Genomic DNA, 24,949 nt, shown 5'->3' on the forward strand with positions numbered 1-24,949 from the left:
TGAGGCCCGCCCAGCCGACATCAATGCCTGATCAGTTTGCTGTGCAGTTCGATAGACGCCTGCAGCTCCAGCTCCATCCAAAACACCTGCTTGCCGGCAATCTCCGCCGCCGCCGGCAACCCATCCCTAAACACCAACCGATTACTCGCCAACGCCGGCACCTTCACCCCCGGCAGCAACGTCCCGGCAAGATTCAGCGGATCCACCCCGCACACCGCCACCAGACTCCCGTCGTGGGGGCGCCGCCGCACCTCCCGCAGCAACGGTATCGCCTCAGGCAGGGCAAACTGCTCACCCGCCAAACCACTGACAAACCGCCCACCACGAATCTCCCCGCGAGCTTCCAGCCGATGAAACGTGCGCAACAACTCGCGCCAACTCGGCAACCAATCCGCCTCCCGTTCCAGCAAGCGCCAGAACACCACGCCGTAGCGCCGGAGCAAGGTCATGGCGATGTGTTCCAGTGTGTCGCTCGGTGTCGGCGCCGGGCGCTTGTTATCCACAACCGGCGCGAGTGGCCCGCGTCGCAGCAACGCCCAGCGCCCGGCATCATCCATGCCGCCGACAAACGCCCCGCGCCCACGTCGGCTGCTGCGTTGCTGGCGTTTGCTCGCGGGTGTAATCAGCGCCCGCAGCCCGGCGAAACTGTCGGCGTTCACCAGCCCCGCGCCCACCAGTTCCTGCAAGGCGATTTCCAGTTCGGTGCGCAGCAGATGCGCTTCGTGGACCAGTTCATCGAAAAACAACGCGCCGTGTTGGCTCAGGGCCTCGAAGACTTTTTGTGTCTTGGGCGACAGTTCGCTGACCGGCGTCTGTTCGGTCAAGCCGCTCCACAACCCGACCTGAGTGCGCGGCAGCAGCAGAATCGGCGTACTGCGCAGCGCCGTGCTGGCGCTCTTGTTGCGGGCGGTCAGGCGTGTCCACACCAGTTTGCCGCTGCGGCACAGGTCATCCAGCCAACTCGCCGAATAGTCCTTGAGCCGCGCTGGCAGAATGTCGCTGTCCCAGGCTGAAGCGGCGGCGGGGTAGCCTTCGAATTGACTGATGATCGCCGGCAACACTGCACTGCCTTGACCTTGTGTAGCGCTGGACAGATGCTGCCAGTCGAACAGAAACCGCATGAAATCCTGCAACGCCACCGGCTCGATTTCCCGGCGCAGACGCTTGACCGTGTAGCGATGAATCCGCGCCAGCAGATGCCGTTCGCACCATTGCTCAATGTCGACGCCGGGGCTGAATTGCCCGCGCAGCACGTAGCCTTCGCGCTCCAGTTGCGCCAGGGCTTGAGTGACCTGCGTCGCCGGTAAGCCCAACGGTTCGGCAATCGCGTCCAGCGGCAACGGTCCAAACGCACTGAGCCGCGCACGAATCACTTCCAGCACCGCTGCATCGGTTTCCCAGACTTCATCGAAACCGGGCAACGCGTCCAGCGGCGGCAGCAAAATCGCCTGTGGATAAATCGCCCGCAGGCAGGTCAGCCGTTCCAGCGCCAACCACAGCGATTGCCCGGCATTGATCTGCAAACGGCTGGCGCGGCCGCTGTCGGCCAGGGCATTTAGCCAATCGAGCCAATGAGCGTTGGCTTGAGCTTCGGCATCGCTGATGCACGCCAGACTCATCAACGCCTCATGCATTTCATCGATGCCGGTGGGCGCAGGCCAGGCTTCGTCGCGCACGGCTTGAATCGCTTCGGCATCCAGTGCGCCGAGGTCATCGGTGGATTGCGGGTCGCTCCAGCGCCGGTTGAGCACCGCTTGGGTGCGGCGTTCCTCCAGCGGCGCATCGTCGAGAAAGGTGTAGGGCCGGGCGCTGAGGATTTCTGCCGCCAGCGGCGAGGGCGCCGGCAAATCGCGGCTGATCAGGCGGATCTCGCCCCGTTCCATACGCCGCAACAGCGTCAGCCAGCCTTCGGTGTCCATGGCTTCGTGCAGGCAGTCGTCGAGGGTTTGTTCCACCAGTGGATGCTCGGGAACCTCCCGCTCGCCCGCGAGGTTTTCCACGCAGGCGATCTGATCGGGGAAGATGCTGGCGATCAGGTCTTCACTCTTCATCCGCTGGATCTGCGGCGCGACTTTGCGTCCGCCGCTATAACGCGGCAACGCCAGTGCGACCCCGGCATTCCAGCGCCAGCGCACGCCGATCAACGGCGCTTCGAGCACCGCTTGAATCAGCAGGTGCTCGGCGCTGTTGCTGTGCAGGTAGCGCCAGACGTCATCCAGTTCAAAGCTGTGGCTGGTGGACAGCGACAGGACGATGGCGTCTTCGCTGGCGGCAGCCTGCAATTCAAAGTTGAAGGTGCGGCAGAAACGCTTGCGCAGGGCCAGGCCCCAGGCGCGGTTGATGCGGCTGCCAAACGGGGTGTGGATGATCAGTTGGGTGCCGCCGGACTCGTCGAAAAACCGCTCCATCAGCAGCGTGTCCTGAGACGGCAGGGCGCCCAATGTCAGGCGTGCGCGAGCGAGGTAATCCACCAGTTGATCGGCGCTGGCCAGGTTCAGGCCGAGGGTTTCGGTCAGCCAGTCGAGCGCTGGCTGTAAATTGCCGGGTGTGGCGCCGAGCAGGTCGTCGAGTTGCGCTTGCAGGCGCGCCACGGCAAACGACAATTGCGTGCTGCGCCCCGGCGCTTCCCCGAGCCAGAACGGAATCGTCGGCGGCTGGCCTTGGGCGTCTTCGACCCGGACCTTGCCGGTTTCCACGCGCAGGATTCGATAGGACGTGTTGCCGAGTTGGAAGACGTCCCCGGCAATGCTCTCCACCGCGAAGTCTTCGTTGACGCTGCCGATGTTCAGTCCCTGGGGCTCCAGCAGCACGCTGTAGTCGGCGTTGTCCGGAATCGTCCCGCCACTGGTGACGGCGGTCAGCTTGGCGCCACGGCGACCGCGCAGGGTGCGGCTCACGGCGTCGCGATGCAGATAAGCGCTACGGATGCCCTGACGACCGTTGTAGCCCTCGGCAAGCATCTGCAGCAGCGCTTGATAGTGTTTTTCGTCGAGGCTGGCGTAGGGCGAGGCTTGGCGGAACAGCTCCAGCAGCGCCTGTTCCTGCCATTCCTGGCAACTGACCTCGGCGATGATTTGCTGGGCCAGCACGTCCAGCGGCGCCACGGGGATCAGCAACGTGTCGAGTTCGCCCCGGCGCACGCAGTCGAGCAGTGCGGCGCACTCGATCAAGTCATCGCGGGTGGTGGCGAACAACCGGCCCTTGGGCGTGCCGCCGACCTGGTGCCCGGAACGACCGACCCGTTGCAGAAAGCCTGCAATCGAGCGCGGCGAGGCGATCTGACAGACCAGATCGACATCGCCGATATCAATCCCCAGCTCCAACGAGGCAGTGGCAATCAACACTTGCAGCTCGCCGCGCTTGAGCCGTTGTTCGGCGTCCAGGCGAAATTCCTTGGCCAGGCTGCCGTGGTGCGCGGCGACGGCATCCTTGCCTAGCCGTTCGCTCAGGTGCCGGCTCAGGCGTTCGGCCAGGCGCCTCGTGTTGACGAAAATCAGCGTGGTGCGGTGTTCGCGGGCGAGGGCGGCCAGGCGGTCGTAGACCAGTTCCCAGATATCGTTGGCCATCACTGCCGAAAGCGGCACGGGCGGCACTTCGATACCCAGGTCCCGCGGGCGGGCGTGGCCGATGTCGATGATTTCGCAAGGCCGGTCGCGGCCGACCAGGAAGCGCGAGACGGCTTCGATGGGTTTTTGCGTGGCGGACAGGCCGATGCGCATCAACGGCTCAGGACATAGCGCCTGCAGACGTTCCAGGCTCAACGCCAAATGGCTGCCGCGTTTGCTGGCGGCGATGGCGTGGATTTCGTCGACGATGACCGTGCGCGTGGTGCCGAGCATTTTTCGGCCCGAATCGGAACCGAGCAGCACGTAAAGGGATTCCGGGGTGGTCACCAGAATGTGCGGCGCGGTCTTGCGCATCGCCGAGCGGTCTTTTTGCGGGGTGTCGCCGGTGCGCACGGCGGTGTTGATGTGTAATTCGGGCAGCCCCATCACGCGCAATTGCTCGGTGATACCGGCCAGCGGGTTTTGCAGGTTGATCTGGATGTCGTTGGACAAGGCTTTTAGCGGCGAGACGTAGACCACCAGGGTTTCGTCCGGCAGCTTGCCGTTGTTCTCCAGTCCCAGGTGAACCAGATCATCAAGTACCGCGAGGAATGCGGTCAGGGTTTTGCCGGAACCGGTGGGCGCGGCGATCAATGTCGAGCGGCGTTGGCGAATCAACGGCCACGCACGGGCCTGGGCGGCGGTGACCGTCGCAAAGGTCTTGCTGAACCAGGCACTGACGGCGGGGTGGAAGCCGGTCAGGGCACTGTCTGCGGGGATGGGCAGGTTCATGGAGTAATTTATGCGGGCGGGATGGGTAAGATGCAAGTACCGCTGGTGATCACTGGTGATCGGGAAATCGCTATCGCGGGCAAGCCATGCTCCTACAGGTATGCGCGGCGCTTTTGTAGGAGCGAGGCTTGCCCGCGAAGAGGCCGGCCATCGCACCGCTAAATCGGGCGATCTACACTTTACGGATGACGGTTGCGCACTAAACCCGCAAAATGCAACGATTCGGGCAATTATCGACGACATCGCCTGCCGGCGCTGTCGATACAGCCATCGTTCCAATCAGACTGGGCCTGCTGACTCTATGCGAATGCGCCTTATGTTACTGGGCGGCGGAAATGCCCTTGGGCAGGCGCTGATTCGCCTCGGTGCGGAGGAAGACATCGGTTTCCTCGCCCCCGCCCACCACAAGACGGCTGGGATGCCGCGAGCCTGACGCAACTGCTCGACGACACCCGCCCGGACGCGTTGATCAACCTCGCCTATTACTTTGACTGGTTCCAGGCGGAGACGGTCAGTGAACAGCGTCTGGCCGGGCAGGAGCGTGCGGTCGAGCGTCTGGCCGAACTGTGCCAGCACCACAACATCGTGCTGCTGCAACCTTCGAGCTATCGGGTGTTCGACGGCTCGCGTGCTACCGCCTACAGCGAAAAAGACGAGCCGGTGCCTTTGGGCCTGCGCGGTCAAGCGTTGTGGCGGATCGAACAAAGCGTGCGCGCCACATGCCCGCAACACGTGTTGTTGCGTTTCGGCTGGCTGCTCGATGACAGCGCCGATGGCACGCTCGGGCGTTTCCTCGCTCGGGCCGAGACGCCGCAAGAGCTGCTGATGGCCGATGACCGTCGGGGCAATCCGACGCCGGTGGACGATGCGGCCCGGGTGATCATTTCGGTGCTCAAGCAACTCGATTGCGCGGCGCCGCTGTGGGGCACCTACCATTACGCCGGACATGAGGCGACCACGCCGCTGGCATTGGGGCAGGCGATCATCACCGAAGCACGCAACCTGCATGAACTGGCCATCGAAGCGCCGACTGCCCAGGCGCATGCCGCGCGACCTGACGCTGGCGAAGAACCGCAACACGCGGTGCTGGCCTGCAAGAAAATTCTGCACACCTTCGGGATCAAGCCCCGCGCCTGGCGCGCGGCGCTCCGGGCTTACTGGATAGGTTTTATCGCCATGGCTGACGGCCCTGTTTTAATCACCGGCGGCGCCGGTTTCATTGGATCGCACCTCACCGACGCCTTGCTCGCCCAAGGCCATTCGGTGCGAATTCTCGATGACCTGTCCACCGGCAAGCGCAGCAACCTGCCGCTGGACAATCCCAAGGTCGAACTGATTGTTGGCGACGTTGCCGATGCGGCACTGGTCGCTCGCTCGATGATCGGTTGCAGCGCTGTCGCGCACCTGGCCGCCGTGGCCTCGGTGCAGGCGTCGGTGGACGATCCGGTGAAGACTCACCAAAGCAATTTCATCGGCACCCTGAATGTCTGCGAGGCCATGCGTCAGGCCGGCGTCATTCGGGTATTGTTCGCCTCCAGTGCGGCGGTTTACGGCAACAACGGCGAAGGCGAGTCGATTGACGAAGACACCGCCAAAGCGCCGCTGACGCCATACGCCTCGGACAAACTGGCTGGCGAGTACTACTTCGATTTCTACCGCCGCCAGCATGGTCTGGAACCGGTGGTGTTCCGCTTCTTCAACATCTTCGGCCCGCGCCAGGACCCGTCCTCGCCGTATTCCGGGGTGATCAGCATTTTCAGCGAGCGCGCGCAGAAAGGCCTGCCGATCACCGTGTTCGGTGATGGCGAGCAAACGCGGGATTTTGTCTACGTTGAAGACCTGGTCGATTTGCTGGTGCAGGCGATCGAGAAACCACAGGTCGAAGTCGGCGCGGTGAATGTCGGCTGGAATCAGGCCACGACCCTCAAGCAGATGCTTGAAGCCTTGGGCCAAGTGGTGGGCGAGTTGCCGCCAGTGAGTTACGGCCCGGCGCGGTCCGGTGACATCCGTCACTCGCGAGCGAACAATCGGCGTTTGCTGGAGCGGTTTACCTATCCAGAGCAAACCCCGATGACTGTTGGCCTCGCGCGGTTGCTGGGTCGCTGAGTTTTTCGCAGTCATGAAAAAGGCGCCTGTCGAGGCGCCTTTTTTTATTCTGGATTTTTGTTGTCCGGTCGGACGTCTTCGCGAGCAGGCTCGCTCCCACAGGGGATGTGTGTTGATGCACAGATCAAATGTGGGAGCGAGCCTGCTCGCGAAGGGGGCTTAGAATTTGTAGCCGAGCCCGACCATGTACACGAACGGGTCCACATCCACATTGACCTTGGCTCGAGTGCCCGGCGCCACGGCGTCGTTTTCCACGGTCGCACGGGTGTTGATGTCGATGTAACGCATCTGGGCGTTGAGCATGATGTTGTCGGTGATCATGTAGTCAGCACCGACCTGGAACGCCATGCCCCAGGAGTTTTTTGCCTTGAAGTTGCTGAAACCGTTGGCTTGCGCTTCGTTGCTGAGCTTCTCGTCGTAGATCCAGGTGTAGTTGATACCCGCGCCCACATACGGCTGGAAGGCAGACTTGTTGTCGAGCGGGTAATAAACCACGCTCAGGGTCGGCGGCAGGTGCTTGAGGGTGCCGAGTTTGCCGTTGGCCGCGCCGAGGCCAGTGCCTTTGAGGTTCACGTCATGCTCGAACGGCGAGGCGGCGAGCAGCTCGATACCGATGTTGTTGGTGACCATGTACGCGAAGTTCAGGCCCAACTGCGTGTCGCTGTCCATGGTGGCCTTGCCACCCAGGTTGGTGCCGGCCAATGGGCCTTGATCGACCTTGACGCTGGAGCTGCTGGCTTTCGGGTTGACGGTGATTGCACCGGCGCGAACGATGATGTCGCCAGCGTCGAAGGCGTGGGCGAGCGGGGCTGTTAGCGCGAGGGCAAACAGCGAGGCGCTGAGCAAGGACTTGTTCATGGGGGCTCCAAAGGACGTTGAAAATATTCGATGTCCAATGGTAAAGAGCCATCTGATACGGTCTTTTGATTCAGCTCAATGAAACAGTGATGGTCGGTTTTTTTGTGGAACCTTTGAGGGCCTCATCGCGAGCAGGCTCGCTCCCACAGGATTCGGGTGATCCCTGTGGGAGCGAGCCTGCTCGCGATAACTATCGATCAAACAACATAGAACTACCGGATTCACTCCGGCAGCTCATACACATAAATCTTCTCGGCATTCATCTGATACCCGGCATCCGCCAATTCGCTGCTGGACGCCTTAACCTGCAAGGATCCCTCGATCCAGTACGGCTGATACAGCTCATCAAGCTTCACACCCACTTCGCTTTTCACATGCACAATCTGGTTCGACGGCGGTGGCGGCACGTGGATGCAGGCGCCGAAATACGGCACCAGCAAGAACTCCGTGGTACGACCTTCCTCACTTACTTCCAGCGGCACGATGTAACCTGGCAGGCGAATGTTCTTGCCGTCGAGGCTTTTCACCACCGGCGCATTGGGCAGGTCCTGCTTGGCCGCCGGGGCCGACTCGGCAGCCAACGTGCTGCCCATCTGCGACAAGTCATGCAACGGCGTCATGTTCGGCACTTCGGCCGGGGCGTCCGGCGGGATCATTTCCTGCCAGGTCAAATCCTTGGGCTCGGCCGCCCACAGGGGCAGGGCGACCAGCATCAACAGCGCGAGCAGAGCGCGGGGCATCTTTAACGTCCTCATAAACGGATCGACAGGCCATCGGCCAACGATTGGCGATACGCACGCCAGGCCGGCACGCTGCCCATCAGCAACGCGGCGATCAGGATGCCACCGAGCAGCGTCCATTCATATTCACTCGGCCACGACAGAGGCAAGTACAAGCCGTAATTGGCCTGCACATAACCTTGCGCCGCGGCGATGCATACATACAGCAACGCCACGCCGGCAATCACGCCCGACAACGCCAGGGCAAACGCTTCCAGTACCAACAGCGTTGCGATGTGCCATGGCCGTGCACCCACCGAACGCAGGATCGCCATCTCGCGCCGCCGTTCATTGAGGCTGGTGAGAATCGCCGTGAGCATGCCGATCAACCCGGTCAGCACCACAAACAACGAGACCACGAACAGGGCTTTTTCCGCGGTGCTCATCAAACTCCACAGCTCCTGCAACGCCACGCCCGGCAGGATCGCCAGCATCGGTTCGCCAAGGAATTCGTTGATTTCACGCTGGACCGCGAAGGTCGAAATCTTGCTGTTGAGACCGAGCATGAACGCGGTGATCGCTTGCGGCGTCAGGTCCATGTTACGCGCCTGGTCGGCACTGATCCGGCCTTTGCCTTGGGCGGGCACGCCGTTGTGCCAATCGATGTGGATGGCTTCCATCCCGCCGAGGCTGATGTGCAACGTGCGGTCCACCGGGGTGCCGGTGCGTTTGAGAATGCCGACCACGGTAAACGGTTTGTCGTCGTGCTTGACCAGGCTGATCACCGCCACGCCGTGGGCCAGCACCAGTTTGTCGCCGAGTTTGTAGTGCAACGCATCCGCCACTTCGGCGCCGAGCACCACTTCAAACGGGTCGGTGGCGAAGGCGCGGCCGTCGGCCAGTTCCAGGTGTTGTTGATGGCCATACTGGTAATGCTCGAAGTACGCCTCGGTGGTGCCCATCACCCGATAACCGCGATGGGAATCACCGAGGGACATCGGGATCGCCCACTTCACTTTCGGGTTGTTGGCGAAGTGTTCGAAACTGTCCCAACGAATGTTGTTGGTGGCGTTGCCGATGCGAAACACCGAGTACAGCAGCAGGTTGACCGAGCCGGAGCGGGCGCCGACGATCAGGTCGGTGCCGCTGATGGTGCTGGCGAAACTGGCCTTGGCTTCGGTGCGTACACGTTCCACGGCCAGCAGCAGGCAGACCGACAGGGCAATGGCGAACGCGGTGAGAATCGCGGTGAAGCGGCGGTTAGCCAGGCTGGCCAGGGCTAGACGAAACAAATACATCTCAGACCTCGAACGGGGTGGCGGCGCGATTGAGCTCGGCCAGCGACAGGTTGCGATCGAACAGTGGCGCGAGGCTCTGGTCATGGCTGACGAACAACAGGCTCGACCCCGCTTCGCGGCATTCGGCGAACAACAGGCGAATGAAGTTCTCGCGAGCGTCGTAATCCAGGGCCGAGGTCGGTTCGTCGGCGATCACCAGTTCCGGCTGGCCGATCAGCGCGCGTGCGGCGGCGACCCGTTGTTGCTGGCCGATGGACAGCGAGTCGGCGCGGCGGCTGAGGATGCTTTCATCCTTCAAGCCCAAGTGAGCGAGGAGGGTGGCCGCCGCTTGATCGACGCTGCCGTGGCGCTGTTTCGCCCGTTCGGCGCGCAGCTTGGAGAAGTGGCAGGGCAACTCGACGTTCTCGCGCACCGAGAGGAACGGCAGCAAGTTGAACTGCTGGAAGATGTAGCCGGTGTGATCGACGCGGAAACGGTCACGGGCGCCGGCACCGAGCGCGGTCAGTTCCTGGCCGAGCAAACGGATGCTGCCACGATCGGGCTTCTGTACACCGCCGAGCAGGCCGAGCAGGGTGGTCTTGCCACTGCCGCTGGGGCCCTTGAGGAACAGGGTTTCCCCTGCTTCCAGGCGAAAGGCCGGGATATCCAGCAGTGGCGGGTGACCGGGCCAGCTGAAGCCCAGGTCGGACAGTTCGATGAGTGCTTGGGTCATTTAACCGATTTCATGAGTGTCGATGACCTGTAGGAGCTGCCGAGTGCAACGAGGCTGCGATCTTTTGAGCTTGATCATTAACGTCAAAAGATCGCAGCCTCGTTGCACTCGTCAGCTCCTACGGGATCGGGGGGGTCAGAAGTTGAGGGCGGCAGCCTTCGCCGTCACTTCAACACCTTGCTGGCCGCTCGGGCCGATCAGTTGTACCTGAATTTTCTGGGTCGCCGGGAAGGTATTGAAGATCGTCGCCAGGTCCAGGGTCTTCAGCGCGCCAGGTGCCGAGCAACTGAATTGGTAGTGGGCGTGGATTTCGCTGTGGTCGTGGTGATGCTCGTGACCGTCCTTGTCCGCTTCGGCATGGTCATCGTCGTCATGATCGTCGGCGTCCGGCTTGTCACCGAACAGCGGGCTTTCCAGTTCCTGGGTCGCGACCTTGCAGCCTGCGGCTTTTGGCAGGTTGAACAGCACCAGCGGGTTTTCCAGGCGTGCACGGGCGGCAGCGACTTTGGCTTTGTCGGCGTCAGTGGTGGCGGCGTGTTCGAAGCCCACCAGGTTCATCGCCGGGCTTTCCAGTTCCAGCTCCAGGGTCTGGCCGTCCAGCGCCGCGTTCAAGCGACCGACGCCATGTTCATGGGCGCCGAGGCTGCCGTGTTCAGGTTCATTGGCAGCATGGGCAACGGCCAGCGGCAACAGGGCAAACGGCAGAGCGAGCAGCAGACGACGCATGGCGGGTCTCCGGAAAGTAAAGTGAAGAGTTTGTTATGTAATCTTATAACGAAACTGCGGAGAGTTTGACCGTCCGCTTGGCGTTGCACAAGACCCATGGGAGCATGCAGGTCAGAAATGTGCAGGAGCAGACCTATGTTGCGAATACGCGGAAGTATCGGCGACTGGCCGGTGGATTTGACCCTGGAGATGGACGACAGTGACTGGGCACGGTTCGGCGCGCAGTTGCAGGTCAGCAAAACCGATGAGGTCAGCGCTGCGGCGGCCAAACCGCTGAACCAGGATGAGGCGCTGTGGCAGATTGCCAAGGACCTGCTGCGCAAGGCCGGGCAATTGAGCGGGCCGGACTTGCTGGAGCAACTGGAAGGACTGACCGGCAGCGCAGCCTCGGGCAAGCGCTTGCTGGTGCGCTTGCGCCACTGTGCGGATGTGAAAGTGCTGAGCGGCGGGGATACGCCGCTTTACAGCTGGCGCGAGCCAGCGTAGGCGCTGCCGAAGGCTCGGGCCGCGTTCGGACGATCTTTTGATCTTCCGGTGTTTCAGTACCGCAAAAACAAGATCAAAAGATCGCAGCGTGCCGCAGCTCCTACGGAATCGGGTTTACAAGGCGCGATCCGGTCAATACAACGCAGCCCCCTGTAGGAGCTGCGGCACGCTGCGATCTTTTGATCTTCAATAAAGCGCCGCAAACAACTTGCGACGGTACGTGGTCACCAGCGGGTGATCATTACCCAGCAATTCGAACACCTGCAGCAAGGTCTTGTGCGGCAAACCTTCGCTATAGCTGCGGTTGCGGATGAACAGCTTCAACAACGAATCCAGCGCCGGTTCGTATTGCTGACGCGCCAGTTGCTGAATCGCCAGTTGATAAACGGCTTCATCGTCCTGCGGGTTTTTCGCCAGGCGCGCTTTCAAATCGGCGGTATCCGGCAAATCCTTGGCCTGACCCAGAAACTGGATCTGCGCCTTGGCGCCGGCCAGGGCAGCTTTGTGCTCATCGGTCTTGACCGCGTCGAGCACGGTTTGCGCTTCACCCAACTCACCGCGCTCGGTGAGGCAACGCGCATAAAGGATCAGCGCTTTCGCGTTGGTGTTGTCTTCGCCCAGCAGCGCCTTGAGGATGGCTTCGGCGTCGGCGAAACGACCTTCGTCGAACAACGCCTGAGCCTGCTCGAACGGATCGGCAGCGGCTGGCGGTGGCATCTGCACGTGCGGTTCAAGCATCGCACGGACGGCGGACTCCGGTTGTGCACCGGCAAAACCGTCCACCGGTTGACCGTCCTTGAACAGCACCACGGTCGGCAGGCTGCGAATGCCGAAGCGCGAGACGATGTCCGGCTCGACATCGCAATTGACCTTGGCCAGCAGCAACTCGCCCTGATAACTCTCGGCGATGGTTTGCAGCATCGGCATCAACGCCTTGCACGGCGCACACCATTCGGCCCAGAAATCCACCAGCACCGGTTTGTGAAAAGAGTTTTCGATCACCGACTGGTCGAAATCAGCAGTCGTGGCGTCGAAGATGTACGGCGTTTCCTGACTCATGGGGGACCTCTTGGAAGCGTGAATAGGCTCACTATAAGGGCTGGCGCAAAAGATCGCAGCCTTCGGCAGCTCCTACACGACCGGGTTCGCACGCCGACGGCGCGAGGATGCGAAACGCACCGCCTCCAATGAGGTTAGAACGCGGTCGATGTAGGAGCAGCCGAAGGCTGCGATCTTTTAGCGGCTTCAATCACGCCGCGCATGGTAAAGGCTCACCTGCCGAAACTCTTCGGGCTCGGCCAGATCCGGCAAGGTCATCGCTTCCAGCACCTCAATGCGCCGATACAACGGATGACGAAAATCCCTCACCCGCGAATCCGCGACCAACGCTTCTTGGCCACGACTCAAAAACTCATCGAGTAGCGGCAGATTCGCCCGGTCATACAGCACGTCGGCGACGAGAATCAGATCAAACCGGTCCGCTTCGGCAAAGAAGTCCGCCGAGTAGTTGAGCTCCACATCATTGAGTTCAGCATTCGCCCGACACGCGGCAATCGCCAGCGGGTCCAGGTCACAGGCCACCACTTCCAGCGCCCCGGCCTTCACGGCGGCAATCCCCGCCACGCCGGAACCGGCGCCGAAATCCAGGACTCGTTTGCCTTTGACCCACAGAGGAAACTCAGCGAGGTAACGCGCCACCGCCAAGCCGCTGGCCCAGCAGAAACTCCAGTACGGCGGTTCGTGCAAAATCCGCCGGGTTTCTTCCGGGCTGAAGGCGCGATCCATGTTGTCGCCGTCGATCAGCCAAAGCTTCAAGTCAGTGTCCGGCAATTCACAAGCAACCAGCTGTGCGTCACCGAGCAATTCACCCAATGCCTGTTGCAGGTCGAGCGGTGCAATCATGGTGCTTTGACAAATTGCAGCTGACCCAAGGCCTGGGTCGTCGGCTGGGTAATGGTTTGTGACGGCAGGTGCAATATCAATTGACCGGACTGGGTGGCACGGCCACGCAGTTCAACACGAGCGCCTACCGGGAAGGATTCAGGGTTGAAGCGCAGGCGAAACGGCAGCACTTGGTTGGTGCCGATCAGGCTGGAGCTGGCCAGCAACTGTTGCGGACGGGATTTGTCGTCGATCACCAGCAGCGCCAGCTCAACTTCGGCACCGGCCGGTACGCCTTGCAGGGTGCCGCTCAGTTCTCGCTGAAAAGCGGGCAGTGGGCCGAGGTCAGCCGACTCCTTGGCTTTTTTCTGCGCCTGTTGCGGTGCGGGGCCTGGCGTCGGCGGCTGGGGCTTGGGCGCATCGCTGCCGCAGGCCACCAGCAGGCTTAAAACACTGAGCAGGACGAGCGGTCGTAGCGACATTTTTGGCTCCAGCAACATGAAATCCATAAAGGTGTCCTGTTTCACAAATACTGTTCCTTTTTGACGGCGTCTGTTGCCGTCATGCTGCGTTGCCGCTCCTCGCCATAGCGGGCTATGACTCGTCACGGCGCCTTGCCTGACGACAACAGCCACTCGTCAAAAAGGAACATTATTTGCGAAACAGGACACTAGCTCGTCTGTATACCGCAAACCCTATGGCTTGTCTTGCCACCGGGATGCGCTACCATGGCCCTCCCTTTTTTGTTGCCTGCCACCATGCACTGTCCCTTCTGCGGTGCCAACGACACCAAGGTCATCGACTCGCGTCTGGTCGCCGAGGGCGAACAGGTGCGCCGCCGGCGTGAATGCCTGGCCTGCGGCGAACGTTTCACGACGTTCGAGACCGCCGAACTGGTGTTGCCGCGCCTGATCAAAACCGACGGCAGCCGTCAGCCGTTCGACGAAGAAAAACTCCGCGCCGGCATGCAGCGGGCGCTGGAGAAGCGTCCGGTGAGTGTCGAACGCCTTGAATCGTCGCTGGTGCACATCAAACACAAGCTGCGTGCCACCGGCGAACGTGAGGTCAAATCCCTCGTGGTCGGTGAACTGGTGATGGCCGAGCTGCAAAAGCTCGACGAAGTCGCCTATATTCGTTTCGCCTCCGTGTATCGGCGCTTCCAGGACCTCAATGAGTTCCGCGAAGAGATCGATCGCCTGGCCCGTGAGCCGGTGAAAGAATGACCACCTCCCCAGAACAAGCGATCCTCGACGCCCATTACATGGCCCGCGCGCTGGAGCTGGCGCGCAAAGGTCACTTCACGACCCACCCCAACCCTCGGGTGGGCTGCGTAATCGTGCGGGACGGGCAGATTGTCGGCGAAGGCTGGCATGTGCGCACCGGCGAACCTCACGCCGAAGTTCACGCCTTGCGCGCTGCTGGTGAATTGGCTCGCGGCGCCACCGTTTACGTAACCCTCGAACCGTGCAGTCACCATGGCCACACGCCGCCCTGCGCCGATGCATTGGTGAATGCCGGTGTCGCCCGTGTGGTCGCAGCGATGCAGGACCCGAACCCGTCGGTCGCCGGTCGCGGCATGGCGCGTCTGGCCCAGGCCGGTATTGCTAGCGAAAGCGGTGTGCTGGAAGGCGAAGCGCGCAAGCTCAACGAAGGCTTCCTCAAACGCATGGAACACGGCTTGCCGTTCGTGCGGGTCAAGTTGGCCATGAGCCTGGACGGTCGCACGGCGATGGAAAACGGCGAAAGCCAATGGATCACCGGCCCGGCGGCCCGTTCGGCGGTGCAACGCCTGCGTGCCCAGGCCAGTGTGGTGCTGACTGGCGCCGACACGGTGTTGGCAGACAACGCCCGTTTGACCGTTCGTGCCGCTGAACTGGGTCTGGACGCCGAGCAAACCGCATTGGCCATGAGCCGTCCGCCGCTGCGCGTGTTGATCGACGGCCGCTTGCGCGTGCCGCTGGATGCGCCGTTCTTCAAGGCTGGCCCGGCGTTGGTCGCGACCTGCATGGCGATCGAAGAGCAATACGCCAACGGCCCGGAATGCCTGATCGTGGCGGGCGACGATGGCTTGGTCGACCTGCGCAAACTGCTGGTCGAGCTCGCCCATCGTGGGGTTAACGAGGTGCTGGTAGAAGCCGGCCCGCGTCTGGCCGGGGCGTTTGCCCAGCAAGGTCTGGTGGATGAATTCCAGATCTTTATCGCCGGCAAGTTTTTAGGCTCGTCCGCGCGCCCGTTGCTGGACTGGCCGCTCGCGCAAATGAAGGATGCGCCCGAGCTCAAAATCATCGAAATTCGCGCGGTTGGCGATGACTGGCGAGTCATCGCCATACCTGTGCCAGCAGCGAGCGTATAATTCCCGGCTTGCGCCACGCGACAGCCTTGTTCTCGAGGAGGACTCCATGTTTACCGGCATCATCGAATCCATCGGCAGTATTCGTGCATTGACCCCAAAAGGCGGAGATGTGCGGGTTTACGTAGAAACCGGCAAGCTCGACCTGAGCGACGTCAAACTGGGCGATAGCATCGCGGTCAACGGCGTATGCCTGACCGCGGTTGAACTGCCAGGCAACGGCTTTGCGGCAGACGTCAGCCGCGAAACCCTCGACTGCACCGCCATGAATGACTTGAAAAGCGGCAGCCCGGTCAACCTGGAAAAAGCCCTGACCCCGACCACGCGTCTGGGCGGGCACCTGGTCAGCGGTCACGTCGATGGCGTGGGCGAAGTGGTTGCCCGTACAGAAAATGCTCGCGCAGTGGAATTCCGTATCCGCGCGCCGAAAGACCTCGCCAAGTACATCGCCCATAAAGGCTCGATCACCGTCGACGGCACCAGCCTGACCGTGAACGCAGTCGATGGCGCCGAGTTCTTGCTGACGATCATTCCCCACACCCTGAGCGAAACCATCATGGCGTCTTACCAGCCAGGTCGCCGGGTGAATCTGGAAGTGGACTTGCTGGCACGTTATCTGGAGCGCCTGTTGTTGGGCGATAAGGCCGCAGAGCCAAGCTCCAGTAACATCACCGAAAGCTTTCTGGCCCAAAACGGCTACCTCAAATCCTGAAGCTCAAATTTCGAAAGAAGGGGGGTGCCTTGTGGCGCTCAATAGCATCGAAGAACTGGTTGAAGACATCCGCCAAGGCAAGATGGTCATCCTCATGGATGACGAAGACCGCGAGAACGAAGGCGACCTGATCATGGCCGCCGAGTGCTGCAAGCCTGAACACATCAACTTCATGGCCAAGCACGCCCGTGGCCTGATCTGCATGCCGATGAGCCGCGAGCGCTGCGAACTGCTGAAGCTGCCGTTGATGGCCCCGCGCAACGGTTCCGGTTTTGGCACCAAGTTCACCGTGTCGATCGAAGCCACGACGGGCGTGACCACCGGCATCTCCGCCGCCGACCGCGCCCGCACGGTGCAGGCCGCTGCCGCCAAGGATGCCAAGGCTGAAGATATCGTCAGCCCGGGCCACATCTTCCCGTTGATGGCTCAGCCGGGCGGCACCCTCGCTCGCGCCGGCCATACCGAAGCCGCCTGCGACCTGGCGCGCATGGCCGGTTTCGAGCCGAGCGGCGTGATCTGCGAAGTGATGAACGACGACGGCACCATGTCCCGTCGCGCCGAGCTGGAAACCTTCGCCGCCGAACACAACATCAAGATCGGCACCATCGCCGACCTGATTCACTACCGGATGATCCACGAACGTACCGTTCAGCGGATTGCCGAGCAGCCCCTGGACAGCGAGTTGGGCCAATTCAACCTGGTGACCTATCGTGATTCCGTGGAAGGCGATGTGCACATGGCCCTGACCCTGGGCACCGTGTGTGCGGAAGAACCGACCCTGGTTCGGGTGCACAACATGGACCCGTTGCGCGACCTGCTGATGGTCAAGCAACCGGGCCGCTGGAGCCTGCGCGCCGCCATGGCTGCGGTCGCCGAGGCTGGCAGCGGCGTGGTGCTGTTGCTCGGTCACCCGCTCGATGGCGACGTGTTGCTGGCACACATCCGCGAAACCGCGGAACACGTCCCGGCGAAAAAACCGACCACCTACAGCATCGTCGGTGCCGGTTCGCAGATCCTTCGGGACCTGGGCGTGCGCAAAATGCGCCTGATGAGTGCGCCAATGAAATTTAATGCGATATCCGGTTTCGATCTGGAAGTTGTAGAATACGTGCCCTCCGAATAATGACCGGTTGTTTCCAGTCCTTGATTCGCGGTTAACACATCACTGAGGGACGCGTAGAAAACGCGTCCCGGCTCTTTAAGAGATCTAACGAATGACCCTGAAGACCATCGAAGGTACCTTCATCGCCCCTAAAGGCCGCTACGCTTTGGTAGTGGGCCGCTTCAACAGCTTCGTCGTTGAAAGCCTGGTTAGCGGTGCAGTTGATGCCCTGGTTCGCCATGGCGTGAGCGAAAGCGACATCACCATCATCCGTGCGCCTGGCGCCTTCGAAATCCCGCTGGTTGCGCAGAAAGTCGCTCAGAAGGGCGAATACGCGGCAATCATCGCCCTGGGCGCGGTCATTCGTGGCGGTACTCCGCACTTCGAATACGTGGCGGGCGAATGCACCAAGGGCCTGGCCCAGGTGTCCATGGAGTTCGGCGTACCGGTCGCTTTCGGCGTCCTGACCGTTGATTCCATCGAGCAAGCCATTGAACGTTCCGGCACCAAGGCCGGTAACAAAGGTGCTGAAGCTGCCCTGTCCGCCCTGGAAATGGTCAGCCTGCTGGCGCAGTTGGAGGCCAAGTGATTAGCGACGAAAGTGATCGTTTCAACCCGCGCGATCCAAAGCCTGCGGATGCCGGCAAGCCATCGAAAAGCGTCAAGCGTCGCGAAGCCCGTCAGCTCGCGACTCAAGCGCTGTACCAATGGCACATGGCCAAGCAATCGCTGAACGAGATCGAAGCGCAGTTCCGGGTCGATAACGACTTCAGCGATGTCGATGCCGCTTACTTCCACGACATCCTGCACGGCGTTCCGGCGCACCGCACCGAGATCGATACAGCCCTGGCCCCGTGCCTGGACATCACGATCGAAGAGCTGGACCCGGTTGAACTGGCCGTTCTGCGTCTGTCCACCTGGGAGCTGATCAAGCGTGTCGACGTGCCTTACCGCGTCGTGATCAACGAAGGTATCGAGCTGGCGAAAGTCTTCGGTTCCACCGATGGCCACAAGTTTGTCAACGGCGTACTCGACAAGCTGGCCCCGCGACTGCGTGAAGCTGAAGTGAAGGCGTTCAAGCGCTGATCGGCGCTTGAAAGGCAAGTGTCCTGTCTCGCCGATACGTTCGTTTTTAGCGAGTGGATGGTGTTGCCAGACAAGGCGCCGCGACGAGTCATAGCGTGCTATGGCGAGGAGCGGCAACGCAGTATGGCGACACCAGACGCCGCTAAAAAATGAACAGTATTGGTGAGACGGGACACCCAATGGGCGAGTTTGAGCTGATCCGCAATTTCTTCGCCGCCGCGCCTTGCGCGCAGGGCGGCGAGGGCGTTGCCCTTGGGATCGGCGACGACTGCGCCTTGCTGGCTGTTCCTTGCGGGGAGCAGTTGGCTATTTCCACCGACACCCTCGTTGCCGGTGTGCATTTCGCAGATCCTTGCGACCCGTTTTTGCTCGGTCAGCGCTCGCTGGCTGTAGCGGTCAGTGACCTGGCCGCCATGGGCGCCACCCCCATTGCCTTTACCCTTGCCTTGACCTTGCCGACGGTGACCGCCGATTGGCTGGATACCTACGCCCGTGGTTTGAACGTTATGGCGCAGAGCTGTGGCGTGGCGCTGGTGGGTGGCGACACCACTCGTGGACCGTTGAGCCTGACGATGACCGTGTTTGGCCGTGTGCCGGTCGGCCAGGCGTTGACCCGCAGTGGCGCGCAGCCGGGCGACTTGCTGTGCGTGGGCGGTGAGTTGGGCAATGCCGCCGGGGCCTTGCCGCTGGTGCTGGGTCAACGAACTGCAGAAGCGGCCATTGCCACCCCGCTGCTGGCTCATTACTGGTCGCCGCAACCACAACTGGCACTCGGTCAGGCGTTGCGCGGCAAGGCCACCTCCGCACTGGACATCTCCGACGGCCTGCTCGCCGACTGCGGGCATATTGCGCTCGCGTCGAAGGTCGGCATTCAGGTTGAGCGGAGTAAGCTGGCAGTATCGACGGCGTTGGTGGCCTTCCTCGGTCAGTCAGGCGCTGAAGACGCGGCCCTGAGCGGTGGCGATGATTACGTGCTGGCCTTCACCTTGCCGCCCGTCGAATTGCCCCGACTGCTGGCCGACGGTTGGCCGATCCATGTGCTTGGCCGGGTCGTGACGGGGCAGGGCGTTGTGCTGCTGGACGCCGATGGACAAGACATCACCCCGCAAACCCGGGGCTACCAACATTTTCGGGAGACACCGTGACAGATCATCCCAAGCAGACCCCGGCGGAATTCGTACCGCCTTCGGTCTGGCGTAATCCGTGGCATTTCCTGGCGTTCGGCTTCGGCTCGGGCACCTTGCCAAAGGCACCGGGCACCTGGGGGTCGTTAGTTGCGCTACCCTTTATCCCGTTGTGGCAGATGTTGCCCGACTGGGGTTACTGGCTGATGCTCGGCATCACCATGCTGTTCGGCTTCTGGCTGTGCGGCAAGGTGGCCGACGATTTGCGGGTACACGATCACGAAGGCATCGTCTGGGACGAGATGGTCGGGATGTGGATCACCCTGTGGCTGGTGCCGGAAGGTTGGTACTGGTTGCTGGCGGGGTTCCTGATGTTCCGCTTCTTCGACATCCTCAAGCCGTGGCCGATTCGCTGGATCGACCGCAACGTGCATGGCGGCGTCGGGATCATGCTCGATGACGTGTTGGCCGGGGTCTTTGCATGGTTGGGGATGCAAGGCCTGGTGTGGTTATTTGCCTGAATGGCGAAGCGGGGAACTAGGGATGGCTCGACGCTGGTTGATGGTGTTTTTCGCGATGTTTTGCTCTATCGCCCAGGCGGGGGATGCCGCGCCGGCGCCGTCGGTGATTCATCTGGCCAGCGAAGACTGGGAAGACTACACCGCCGCTGACGGTCACGGCCTGGGCTGGGATCTGCTGCGGGCGATCTTCGAGCCGGCCGGCGTCAAGCTGGACATCCGCACCGAACCTTACACGCGCGCCGTGGGCCTGGCCCAGCGGGGCGAAGTGGATGCCTGTGTCGGCTCCTATCGGGATGAAACCAGCGAACTGCTCTATCCGCACTGGAACTTCGACACCGATCACATCTATGCCTTGGGCCTGGCGAGCAATCCGGCGCCGACTCTCGACACCCTGGGCAACTATCGACTGGCCTGGGTTCGCGGTTACAGGTATCAGGATTACCTGCCGAACATTCACCGCTATAACGAAGTGGTGCGGCGTACCGCAATCCTGTCGATGCTGACCCACAACCGCGCCGACTTTTACATCGATGCGCTGACCGAAGTCGATTACATGGTCACCCGGGCCAAGGATCCGTCGCAGTTTCGCCGTACCCACATTGCCGAGTTGCCGCTGTTCCTGTGTTTTGCCGACACCCCAAAGGCCCGCGCGTTGATGGCGTTGTTTGACCAACGCATGGAACTGCTGGTGAAAAGCGGACAGCTGAAACCGGTCTTCGCCAAGTGGAAACAGCCGTATCCGTTTAGTCATGACTGAACGCAGACCCTGTAGCAGCTGGCGAAGCCTGCGTTCGGCTGCGAAGCAGTCGCAAAACCTGAGCATGCGGTCTTCCTGATACATCGCGTTGCCTGATTTCACGACTGCTGCGCAGCCTCGCAGGCTCGGCAGCTGCTACGAGCCGAACGCAGGCTTCGCCAACTGCTGCAGAGCTTACGCAGGCTGGGAAAGGCATCTTAGATCAAACTTTTTGATCGTTATGCCCCATAATTCAGCCTAAGCGTCGGTTAGAACCTGCTGTTACAATGCCGCCTCTGCGAATCTCCAGTACTTATTGATCAGGAGCACACCGGTGCCTGTCGTTTTTGTCGCCGCATCCAAGCTGCCAACGCCTTTTGCGCAATTCACCATGCACGGCTTTCTCGATGAAGAAAATGGTCGAGAGCACGTGGTGCTCAGTCTGGGTGAGTTCGATGACGGTGCCCCGGTACTCGGCCGGTTGCACTCCGAATGCCTGACTGGCGATGCCTTGTTCAGCCAGCGTTGCGACTGCGGCTCTCAGCTTGAAGCGGCATTGCAGGCCATCGCCCGCGAAGGCCGTGGCGTGTTGCTGTACTTGCGTCAGGAAGGTCGTGGCATTGGCCTGCTGAACAAAATCCGTGCCTACGAGTTGCAGGATGGCGGCGCCGACACCGTTGAAGCCAACGAGCGTCTGGGCTTTGCCGCCGACCAGCGTGACTACGCCATGTGCCTGCCGATACTTCAGCACCTGGGCGTGAAGTCCCTGCGTCTGATGACCAACAACCCGCGCAAGGTCAAAGCCTTGACCGACATGGGTATCGTGGTCGCCGAGCGTGTGCCGCTGCACACCGGGCACAACCCGCACAACAAACTCTACCTGGCCACCAAGGCCAGCAAGCTCGACCACATGATGGGCAACGAGCATCAGGGCGAGGCAGATCGGGCGTGACCCGCGGCCAGGTGCGGCGCCGACTGTCCTTCAACTGGTGGCAATACCTGGCGCTGGCCTTGTTGCCGCTGTTCGTGCTCAACGGCGTGTTCGGCCAGAGCGAGGCGATCCTGCCAGTGCTGGCGATGCCGTTGTTCATCGCCGGTGTGGCCTCGATGTTTGTCAGCCTGAAGTTCTTCGGTGGCTACAAACATGCACTGATCGCCACCCAGAAAGCTCTCGATACCCCTGAAGAACCCGCCGCCTGGATTGCCCTGGCGGCCAAGCGCCGCACGGCGTTCCTGGCGGCCGGCCTGCCCGCCTGGATCGGTGCGCTGGCGGTGTTCGTCGGTCTCGAAGCGGTGCCACTGGTGCTACTGGCGCTGTCGACCACGGTGCTGTTCTACCTCTACCGTATCCCGCGTCAACTCGGCTGATGCTTCGCTATTGGCTGGCGGTTTTGCTGTTGGCTGTCAGTGGCTTGGCGGCTGCAGTCGAGCGGGTGGTCAGCCTGGCGCCGTCCCTGTCTGAAATCGTGGTTGAACTGGGTTCGGCAGACCTGTTGGTCGGTGTGCTGGATGCCGGCGAGCGTCCTGTTGAACTCAAAGATATGCCTTCCGTTGGCCGCTACGGTCAGTTGGACATGGAGCGATTGCTCAGCCTCAAACCCGATCTGTTATTGCTCTGGCCCGGCAGCGTCGGCCCGGCCCAGCGTGAACAGCTCAAGCGGTTGAACATTCCTACCTACGTCGCCGAACCGCATAACCTTGGACAACTCACCGCGCAGATTGAATCTATCGCCACACAACTCGGCCGGCCGGAGCGGGGCGTGAAGTTAGCGGCGCTCCTGCGGCAAAAACTGGATAACCTGCGCCAGCGCTATCAACGGGACAAGCCGTTGCAGGTGTTCTATCAAGTCTGGGATCGGCCGCTGTACACCGTTGGCGGTGGGCAGATCATCAGTGATGCTCTTGAAGTGTGCGGCGCGCGCAATGTGTTTGCCGACCTGGCATTGCCAGCGCCGCAGGTGAGCGTGGAAGCGGTGTTACAGCGCAATCCCGAGGTGATCCTGGCCAGTGACCAGGCGCAGCTCGATGCCTGGAAGGCCTGGCCGCAGGTGGCGGCGGTGGCTCGCGGGCAATTGTTGTTGGTGACGGATAAAGGGTTGGAGCGGCCGAGTGGGCAGATGATCGAGGCGGCGGCCAAGTTGTGCCAAGTGATCGCACCTGACCGTTAATACAGGGATCACATTAAACCCGTAGGAGCGAGGCTTGCCCGCGAAGAGGCCGGCTCCAACACCGCGAATCTTAATCAGAGTTCCGGCGTCCAGGTCACCCCAAACATCCACGCCCGACCTTCCTCGTGATACCCATACTGACTGCCGTCGTAGCTGTACAACGCCCGGCTGTAGTCCTGGTCCAGCAAGTTATCCACCTTCAGCTCCAGCCTCACTTCCCGGTTCAGCGCCCAGCTGCTTCGCAGCAAGCAACGCATAGCCGCCCAACGGCTGCTGATTGTTCTCATCGTCGTAGCTGCCGCTGACTGCCTGCCAACTGGCGCCGAGGCCCAGTCGATCAAACTGTCGATCCAGATCCAGGCTCAACGTCCGCCGGGCACGACGGGCCAGGGTGTGACCGCTGTCGCGATCCCGCGGGTCGATGATCGACACACCGAGGTTGCTCTGCCAGCCGAACAGTTCCTGCTTCAGCGCCGCTTCGAAACCGTTGATGCGTGCTGAGGCGACATTCTGCGGGCGGTTGTTGCTGCCGAAGATAATCGCGTCTTCCAGGTCCGTGCGGTACAGCGATGCTTCCAGTCGGCTGGTCTCGGCCAACTGACTGCGCCACTGCAACTCATAGCTTTTCGAGGTTTCAGGCTTCAAGTCCGGATTGCTGAAGTCCGGGTAATACAGGTCGTTGAAGGTCGGTGCGCGCAAGCCTTCGCTGTAGGTCAGCAGCACGTCGTTGTCCGGGTTCAACGGCAGGGTGAACGTGCCGCTCCAACTGTTTTGGCCGCCAAACTGCTGGTTCTGGTCGCGGCGCAGGCCCAGTTCCGTGGAGAAACTGTCCGCCTGATAGCGATGCTGGATAAACGCCGCGCGGTTCCAGCGGCTGTTCTCGTTAAACGGCGTGCTGCTGTTGATCCGGTCTTCGTACCAGTCGCCGCCGAGGATCAGGCTATTGCGCTCGTTGAGCGTCAGGTCGTTCTGCCAGTTCACCGAGTCGCGGTAAGTGTTGAACACCGTGCGTTCGTCGCTGAGCTTGTCGAGGGTCTTCTCGCGGTTTTCGCTGTGGCCGAACTCGACGCGGGTTTTCCAGCGGTCATTGACCTGCGCGTCGACGTAACTGCTGACGCTGCTGACGTCGAAATCGCTGTAGGGCTGCTGCTGGACGGATTCGAAGGTGGTCGTGTCGAAGCGGCCGAAGGGGTTGTCGAACTCGCTTTTCCCGGTGTTATCCAGCAGATTGGCGCCGATTTCGATGTCGTCGGTCAGTGCATGACTCAGGCTCAAACTCACCGATTTATTGCGGTACTCGTCGTGATCGCCATCGCTGGGATACGACTCGTGGGTGCGATTGATCCCGGCAGTTTCATCGAGGCTGGCGCCGAGATTGAAGCGGGTTTTCTCATCGCCACCGGACAGCCCAAGGCTACGCTCCCACGTCTGGTTGCTGCCAAACCCCATATGCAGGCGAGGTTGCAGACCCTGCTCGGCGCCACGACGGGTGAAGATCTGGATCACCCCGCCAATTGCATCGCTGCCATAAATCACCGAACGGGAGCCGCGCAGCACTTCAACACGCTCGACCTGTTCGATGTTGATGTGTTGCAGGTTGCTGTCGCCGGACGTGGAACTGCCGATGCGCTGGCCATCCACCAGCACCAGCGTCTGGGCGGATTTGGTGCCGCGAATGTAAATCCCCGGCGAGCTGCCGCGCCCGCCGGTTTGCCCGACCTGCACACCCGGCACCCGACGCAACAGGTCTGTGACGCTGTCTGGTTGCAGGCGGTCGATGTCTTCGCGGGTGAACACCGTGTTGGCGGCGCTGCTGTCGTTGCGTGCTTCGACCTGGCGGTTGGCGCTGATCAACACGTCGGGGAGCTTCAGGGCTTGATCGCGTTCGAAGGTATCGGCCAGGAGTTGGCCGGCTGGCAGGAGCGTCAGCGTTAAAGCGAGGCGGGAGAGTTTCATTGGCAGTCCATTGGCAATCTGCAGCGAACACACATTTGAAGGTTGCTCAAAACCAATGTGGGAGCGGGCTT

At 61.5% G+C, this 24,949-nt stretch carries 23 protein-coding genes and 2 pseudogenes; 15 read left to right on the forward strand and 10 right to left on the reverse strand.

Annotated elements, in window-relative coordinates; genetic code table 11:
* Window positions 1–20: 20 nt before the first annotated feature.
* A complete protein-coding gene (locus JFV26_RS09720; RefSeq protein ID WP_201191824.1) occupies window positions 21–4,337 on the reverse strand; it encodes a DEAD/DEAH box helicase in 4,317 nt (1,438 codons plus the stop codon).
* Between the two features lie 301 nt (window positions 4,338–4,638).
* Here JFV26_RS09720 and JFV26_RS09725 point away from each other — a divergent pair.
* Both JFV26_RS09725 and JFV26_RS09730 read left to right on the forward strand, forming a co-directional pair.
* Window positions 4,639–5,521: pseudogene (locus JFV26_RS09725) on the forward strand (sugar nucleotide-binding protein).
* Window positions 5,514–6,443 (forward strand): NAD-dependent epimerase/dehydratase family protein, encoded by a 930-nt coding sequence (locus tag JFV26_RS09730; protein ID WP_201191826.1) that lies wholly within the window; start codon window positions 5,514–5,516, stop codon window positions 6,441–6,443. Before JFV26_RS09725 ends, JFV26_RS09730 begins: the two are co-directional and overlap by 8 nt.
* 159 nt (window positions 6,444–6,602) lie before the next feature.
* Here JFV26_RS09730 and JFV26_RS09735 read toward each other — a convergent pair whose 3' ends face one another.
* The 5 genes from JFV26_RS09735 to JFV26_RS09755 form a co-directional block, all read right to left on the reverse strand.
* On the reverse strand, window positions 6,603–7,301 hold the full coding sequence (locus tag JFV26_RS09735; RefSeq protein ID WP_201191829.1) for an OmpW/AlkL family protein: 699 nt from the start codon (window positions 7,299–7,301) through the stop codon (window positions 6,603–6,605).
* Window positions 7,302–7,522: 221 nt separating this feature from the next.
* On the reverse strand, window positions 7,523–8,041 hold the full coding sequence (locus JFV26_RS09740; protein ID WP_201191831.1) for a DUF3299 domain-containing protein: 519 nt from the start codon (window positions 8,039–8,041) through the stop codon (window positions 7,523–7,525).
* A gap of 11 nt (window positions 8,042–8,052) precedes the next feature.
* A complete protein-coding gene (locus JFV26_RS09745) occupies window positions 8,053–9,318 on the reverse strand; it encodes an ABC transporter permease (RefSeq protein ID WP_201191833.1) in 1,266 nt (421 codons plus the stop codon).
* A gap of 1 nt (window position 9,319) precedes the next feature.
* The gene (locus JFV26_RS09750; protein ID WP_201191835.1) at window positions 9,320–10,030 is read right to left on the reverse strand and encodes an ABC transporter ATP-binding protein; all 711 of its coding nucleotides are present in this window, start codon (window positions 10,028–10,030) and stop codon (window positions 9,320–9,322) included.
* A gap of 135 nt (window positions 10,031–10,165) precedes the next feature.
* Window positions 10,166–10,756 (reverse strand): DUF2796 domain-containing protein, encoded by a 591-nt coding sequence (locus JFV26_RS09755; RefSeq protein ID WP_201191837.1) that lies wholly within the window; start codon window positions 10,754–10,756, stop codon window positions 10,166–10,168.
* Window positions 10,757–10,891: 135 nt separating this feature from the next.
* Here JFV26_RS09755 and JFV26_RS09760 point away from each other — a divergent pair, with 135 nt between their 5' ends.
* Complete coding sequence (locus JFV26_RS09760; protein WP_201191839.1) at window positions 10,892–11,242, forward strand: hypothetical protein; 351 nt, start codon at window positions 10,892–10,894, stop codon at window positions 11,240–11,242.
* Window positions 11,243–11,428: 186 nt separating this feature from the next.
* On the opposite strand, the gene trxA is transcribed toward JFV26_RS09760, so the two are convergent.
* The 3 genes from trxA to JFV26_RS09775 all read right to left on the reverse strand — a co-directional run bounded on the left by trxA (window position 11,429) and on the right by JFV26_RS09775 (window position 13,605).
* The gene (gene trxA, locus JFV26_RS09765) at window positions 11,429–12,301 is read right to left on the reverse strand and encodes a thioredoxin (RefSeq protein WP_201191841.1); all 873 of its coding nucleotides are present in this window, start codon (window positions 12,299–12,301) and stop codon (window positions 11,429–11,431) included.
* Between the two features lie 186 nt (window positions 12,302–12,487).
* Entirely contained in the window at window positions 12,488–13,144 is a 657-nt protein-coding gene (locus tag JFV26_RS09770) for a class I SAM-dependent methyltransferase (RefSeq protein WP_201191843.1), read from the reverse strand.
* On the reverse strand, window positions 13,141–13,605 hold the full coding sequence (locus JFV26_RS09775; RefSeq protein ID WP_201191845.1) for a hypothetical protein: 465 nt from the start codon (window positions 13,603–13,605) through the stop codon (window positions 13,141–13,143). The genes JFV26_RS09770 and JFV26_RS09775 overlap by 4 nt, the downstream gene beginning before the upstream one ends.
* Before the next feature lie 276 nt (window positions 13,606–13,881).
* On the opposite strand from JFV26_RS09775, the gene nrdR reads away from it, so the two are divergent.
* The 12 genes from nrdR (at window position 13,882) to JFV26_RS09835 (ending at window position 22,922) form a co-directional block, all read left to right on the forward strand.
* A complete protein-coding gene (gene nrdR, locus JFV26_RS09780) occupies window positions 13,882–14,346 on the forward strand; it encodes a transcriptional regulator NrdR (RefSeq protein WP_003228656.1) in 465 nt (154 codons plus the stop codon).
* Window positions 14,343–15,476 carry a bifunctional diaminohydroxyphosphoribosylaminopyrimidine deaminase/5-amino-6-(5-phosphoribosylamino)uracil reductase RibD gene (gene ribD / locus JFV26_RS09785; RefSeq protein WP_201191847.1) on the forward strand — a complete coding sequence of 378 codons (1,134 nt, stop codon included), beginning with the start codon at window positions 14,343–14,345 and terminating at the stop codon, window positions 15,474–15,476. Before nrdR ends, ribD begins: the two co-directional genes overlap by 4 nt.
* Before the next feature lie 46 nt (window positions 15,477–15,522).
* Window positions 15,523–16,185: a riboflavin synthase gene (locus JFV26_RS09790; protein ID WP_201191848.1), complete on the forward strand. Its 663-nt coding sequence runs from the start codon at window positions 15,523–15,525 to the stop codon at window positions 16,183–16,185.
* 31 nt (window positions 16,186–16,216) lie between these two features.
* A complete protein-coding gene (gene ribBA / locus JFV26_RS09795; protein ID WP_123509922.1) occupies window positions 16,217–17,308 on the forward strand; it encodes a bifunctional 3,4-dihydroxy-2-butanone-4-phosphate synthase/GTP cyclohydrolase II in 1,092 nt (363 codons plus the stop codon).
* 91 nt (window positions 17,309–17,399) lie between these two features.
* Window positions 17,400–17,876 (forward strand): 6,7-dimethyl-8-ribityllumazine synthase, encoded by a 477-nt coding sequence (gene ribH / locus JFV26_RS09800; RefSeq protein ID WP_003185938.1) that lies wholly within the window; start codon window positions 17,400–17,402, stop codon window positions 17,874–17,876.
* The gene (gene nusB, locus JFV26_RS09805; protein WP_007944234.1) at window positions 17,873–18,373 is read left to right on the forward strand and encodes a transcription antitermination factor NusB; all 501 of its coding nucleotides are present in this window, start codon (window positions 17,873–17,875) and stop codon (window positions 18,371–18,373) included. The genes ribH and nusB overlap by 4 nt, the downstream gene beginning before the upstream one ends.
* Before the next feature lie 179 nt (window positions 18,374–18,552).
* Window positions 18,553–19,518: a thiamine-phosphate kinase gene (thiL, locus tag JFV26_RS09810; RefSeq protein WP_201191850.1), complete on the forward strand. Its 966-nt coding sequence runs from the start codon at window positions 18,553–18,555 to the stop codon at window positions 19,516–19,518.
* Window positions 19,515–20,018 (forward strand): phosphatidylglycerophosphatase A, encoded by a 504-nt coding sequence (locus JFV26_RS09815; protein WP_201191852.1) that lies wholly within the window; start codon window positions 19,515–19,517, stop codon window positions 20,016–20,018. Before thiL ends, JFV26_RS09815 begins: the two co-directional genes overlap by 4 nt.
* 22 nt (window positions 20,019–20,040) lie before the next feature.
* Complete coding sequence (locus JFV26_RS09820) at window positions 20,041–20,775, forward strand: substrate-binding periplasmic protein (protein ID WP_201191854.1); 735 nt, start codon at window positions 20,041–20,043, stop codon at window positions 20,773–20,775.
* Window positions 20,776–21,088: 313 nt separating this feature from the next.
* Window positions 21,089–21,706, forward strand: coding sequence for a GTP cyclohydrolase II (ribA, locus tag JFV26_RS09825; protein WP_201191856.1), 618 nt, complete (start codon window positions 21,089–21,091; stop codon window positions 21,704–21,706).
* On the forward strand, window positions 21,703–22,122 hold the full coding sequence (locus JFV26_RS09830; RefSeq protein ID WP_201191858.1) for an MFS transporter: 420 nt from the start codon (window positions 21,703–21,705) through the stop codon (window positions 22,120–22,122). The genes ribA and JFV26_RS09830 overlap by 4 nt, the downstream gene beginning before the upstream one ends.
* A complete protein-coding gene (locus tag JFV26_RS09835) occupies window positions 22,122–22,922 on the forward strand; it encodes a cobalamin-binding protein (protein ID WP_201191860.1) in 801 nt (266 codons plus the stop codon). Before JFV26_RS09830 ends, JFV26_RS09835 begins: the two co-directional genes overlap by 1 nt.
* 74 nt (window positions 22,923–22,996) lie before the next feature.
* On the opposite strand, the pseudogene JFV26_RS09840 reads toward JFV26_RS09835, so the two are convergent.
* Window positions 22,997–24,878: pseudogene (locus tag JFV26_RS09840) on the reverse strand (TonB-dependent receptor domain-containing protein).
* Window positions 24,879–24,949 lie beyond the last annotated feature (71 nt).

This window comes from Pseudomonas sp. TH31 (genome assembly GCF_016650815.1).
In the GTDB taxonomy this organism is placed as follows: Bacteria; Pseudomonadota; Gammaproteobacteria; order Pseudomonadales; family Pseudomonadaceae; genus Aquipseudomonas.

Excerpts from the sequence above, each read along its gene's own strand:
- JFV26_RS09720 (WP_201191824.1), bottom strand. The coding sequence starts at position 4,337 with ATGAACCTGCCCATCCCCGCAGACAGTGCCCTGACCGGCTTCCACCCC.
- JFV26_RS09730 (WP_201191826.1), top strand. The coding sequence starts at position 5,514 with ATGGCTGACGGCCCTGTTTTAATCACCGGCGGCGCCGGTTTCATTGGA.
- JFV26_RS09735 (WP_201191829.1), bottom strand. The coding sequence starts at position 7,301 with ATGAACAAGTCCTTGCTCAGCGCCTCGCTGTTTGCCCTCGCGCTAACA.
- JFV26_RS09740 (WP_201191831.1), bottom strand. The coding sequence starts at position 8,041 with ATGCCCCGCGCTCTGCTCGCGCTGTTGATGCTGGTCGCCCTGCCCCTG.
- JFV26_RS09745 (WP_201191833.1), bottom strand. The coding sequence starts at position 9,318 with ATGTATTTGTTTCGTCTAGCCCTGGCCAGCCTGGCTAACCGCCGCTTC.
- JFV26_RS09750 (WP_201191835.1), bottom strand. The coding sequence starts at position 10,030 with ATGACCCAAGCACTCATCGAACTGTCCGACCTGGGCTTCAGCTGGCCC.
- JFV26_RS09755 (WP_201191837.1), bottom strand. The coding sequence starts at position 10,756 with ATGCGTCGTCTGCTGCTCGCTCTGCCGTTTGCCCTGTTGCCGCTGGCC.
- JFV26_RS09760 (WP_201191839.1), top strand. The coding sequence starts at position 10,892 with ATGTTGCGAATACGCGGAAGTATCGGCGACTGGCCGGTGGATTTGACC.
- trxA (WP_201191841.1), bottom strand. The coding sequence starts at position 12,301 with ATGAGTCAGGAAACGCCGTACATCTTCGACGCCACGACTGCTGATTTC.
- JFV26_RS09770 (WP_201191843.1), bottom strand. The coding sequence starts at position 13,144 with ATGATTGCACCGCTCGACCTGCAACAGGCATTGGGTGAATTGCTCGGT.
- JFV26_RS09775 (WP_201191845.1), bottom strand. The coding sequence starts at position 13,605 with ATGTCGCTACGACCGCTCGTCCTGCTCAGTGTTTTAAGCCTGCTGGTG.
- nrdR (WP_003228656.1), top strand. The coding sequence starts at position 13,882 with ATGCACTGTCCCTTCTGCGGTGCCAACGACACCAAGGTCATCGACTCG.
- ribD (WP_201191847.1), top strand. The coding sequence starts at position 14,343 with ATGACCACCTCCCCAGAACAAGCGATCCTCGACGCCCATTACATGGCC.
- JFV26_RS09790 (WP_201191848.1), top strand. The coding sequence starts at position 15,523 with ATGTTTACCGGCATCATCGAATCCATCGGCAGTATTCGTGCATTGACC.
- ribH (WP_003185938.1), top strand. The coding sequence starts at position 17,400 with ATGACCCTGAAGACCATCGAAGGTACCTTCATCGCCCCTAAAGGCCGC.
- thiL (WP_201191850.1), top strand. The coding sequence starts at position 18,553 with ATGGGCGAGTTTGAGCTGATCCGCAATTTCTTCGCCGCCGCGCCTTGC.
- JFV26_RS09820 (WP_201191854.1), top strand. The coding sequence starts at position 20,041 with ATGGCTCGACGCTGGTTGATGGTGTTTTTCGCGATGTTTTGCTCTATC.
- JFV26_RS09835 (WP_201191860.1), top strand. The coding sequence starts at position 22,122 with ATGCTTCGCTATTGGCTGGCGGTTTTGCTGTTGGCTGTCAGTGGCTTG.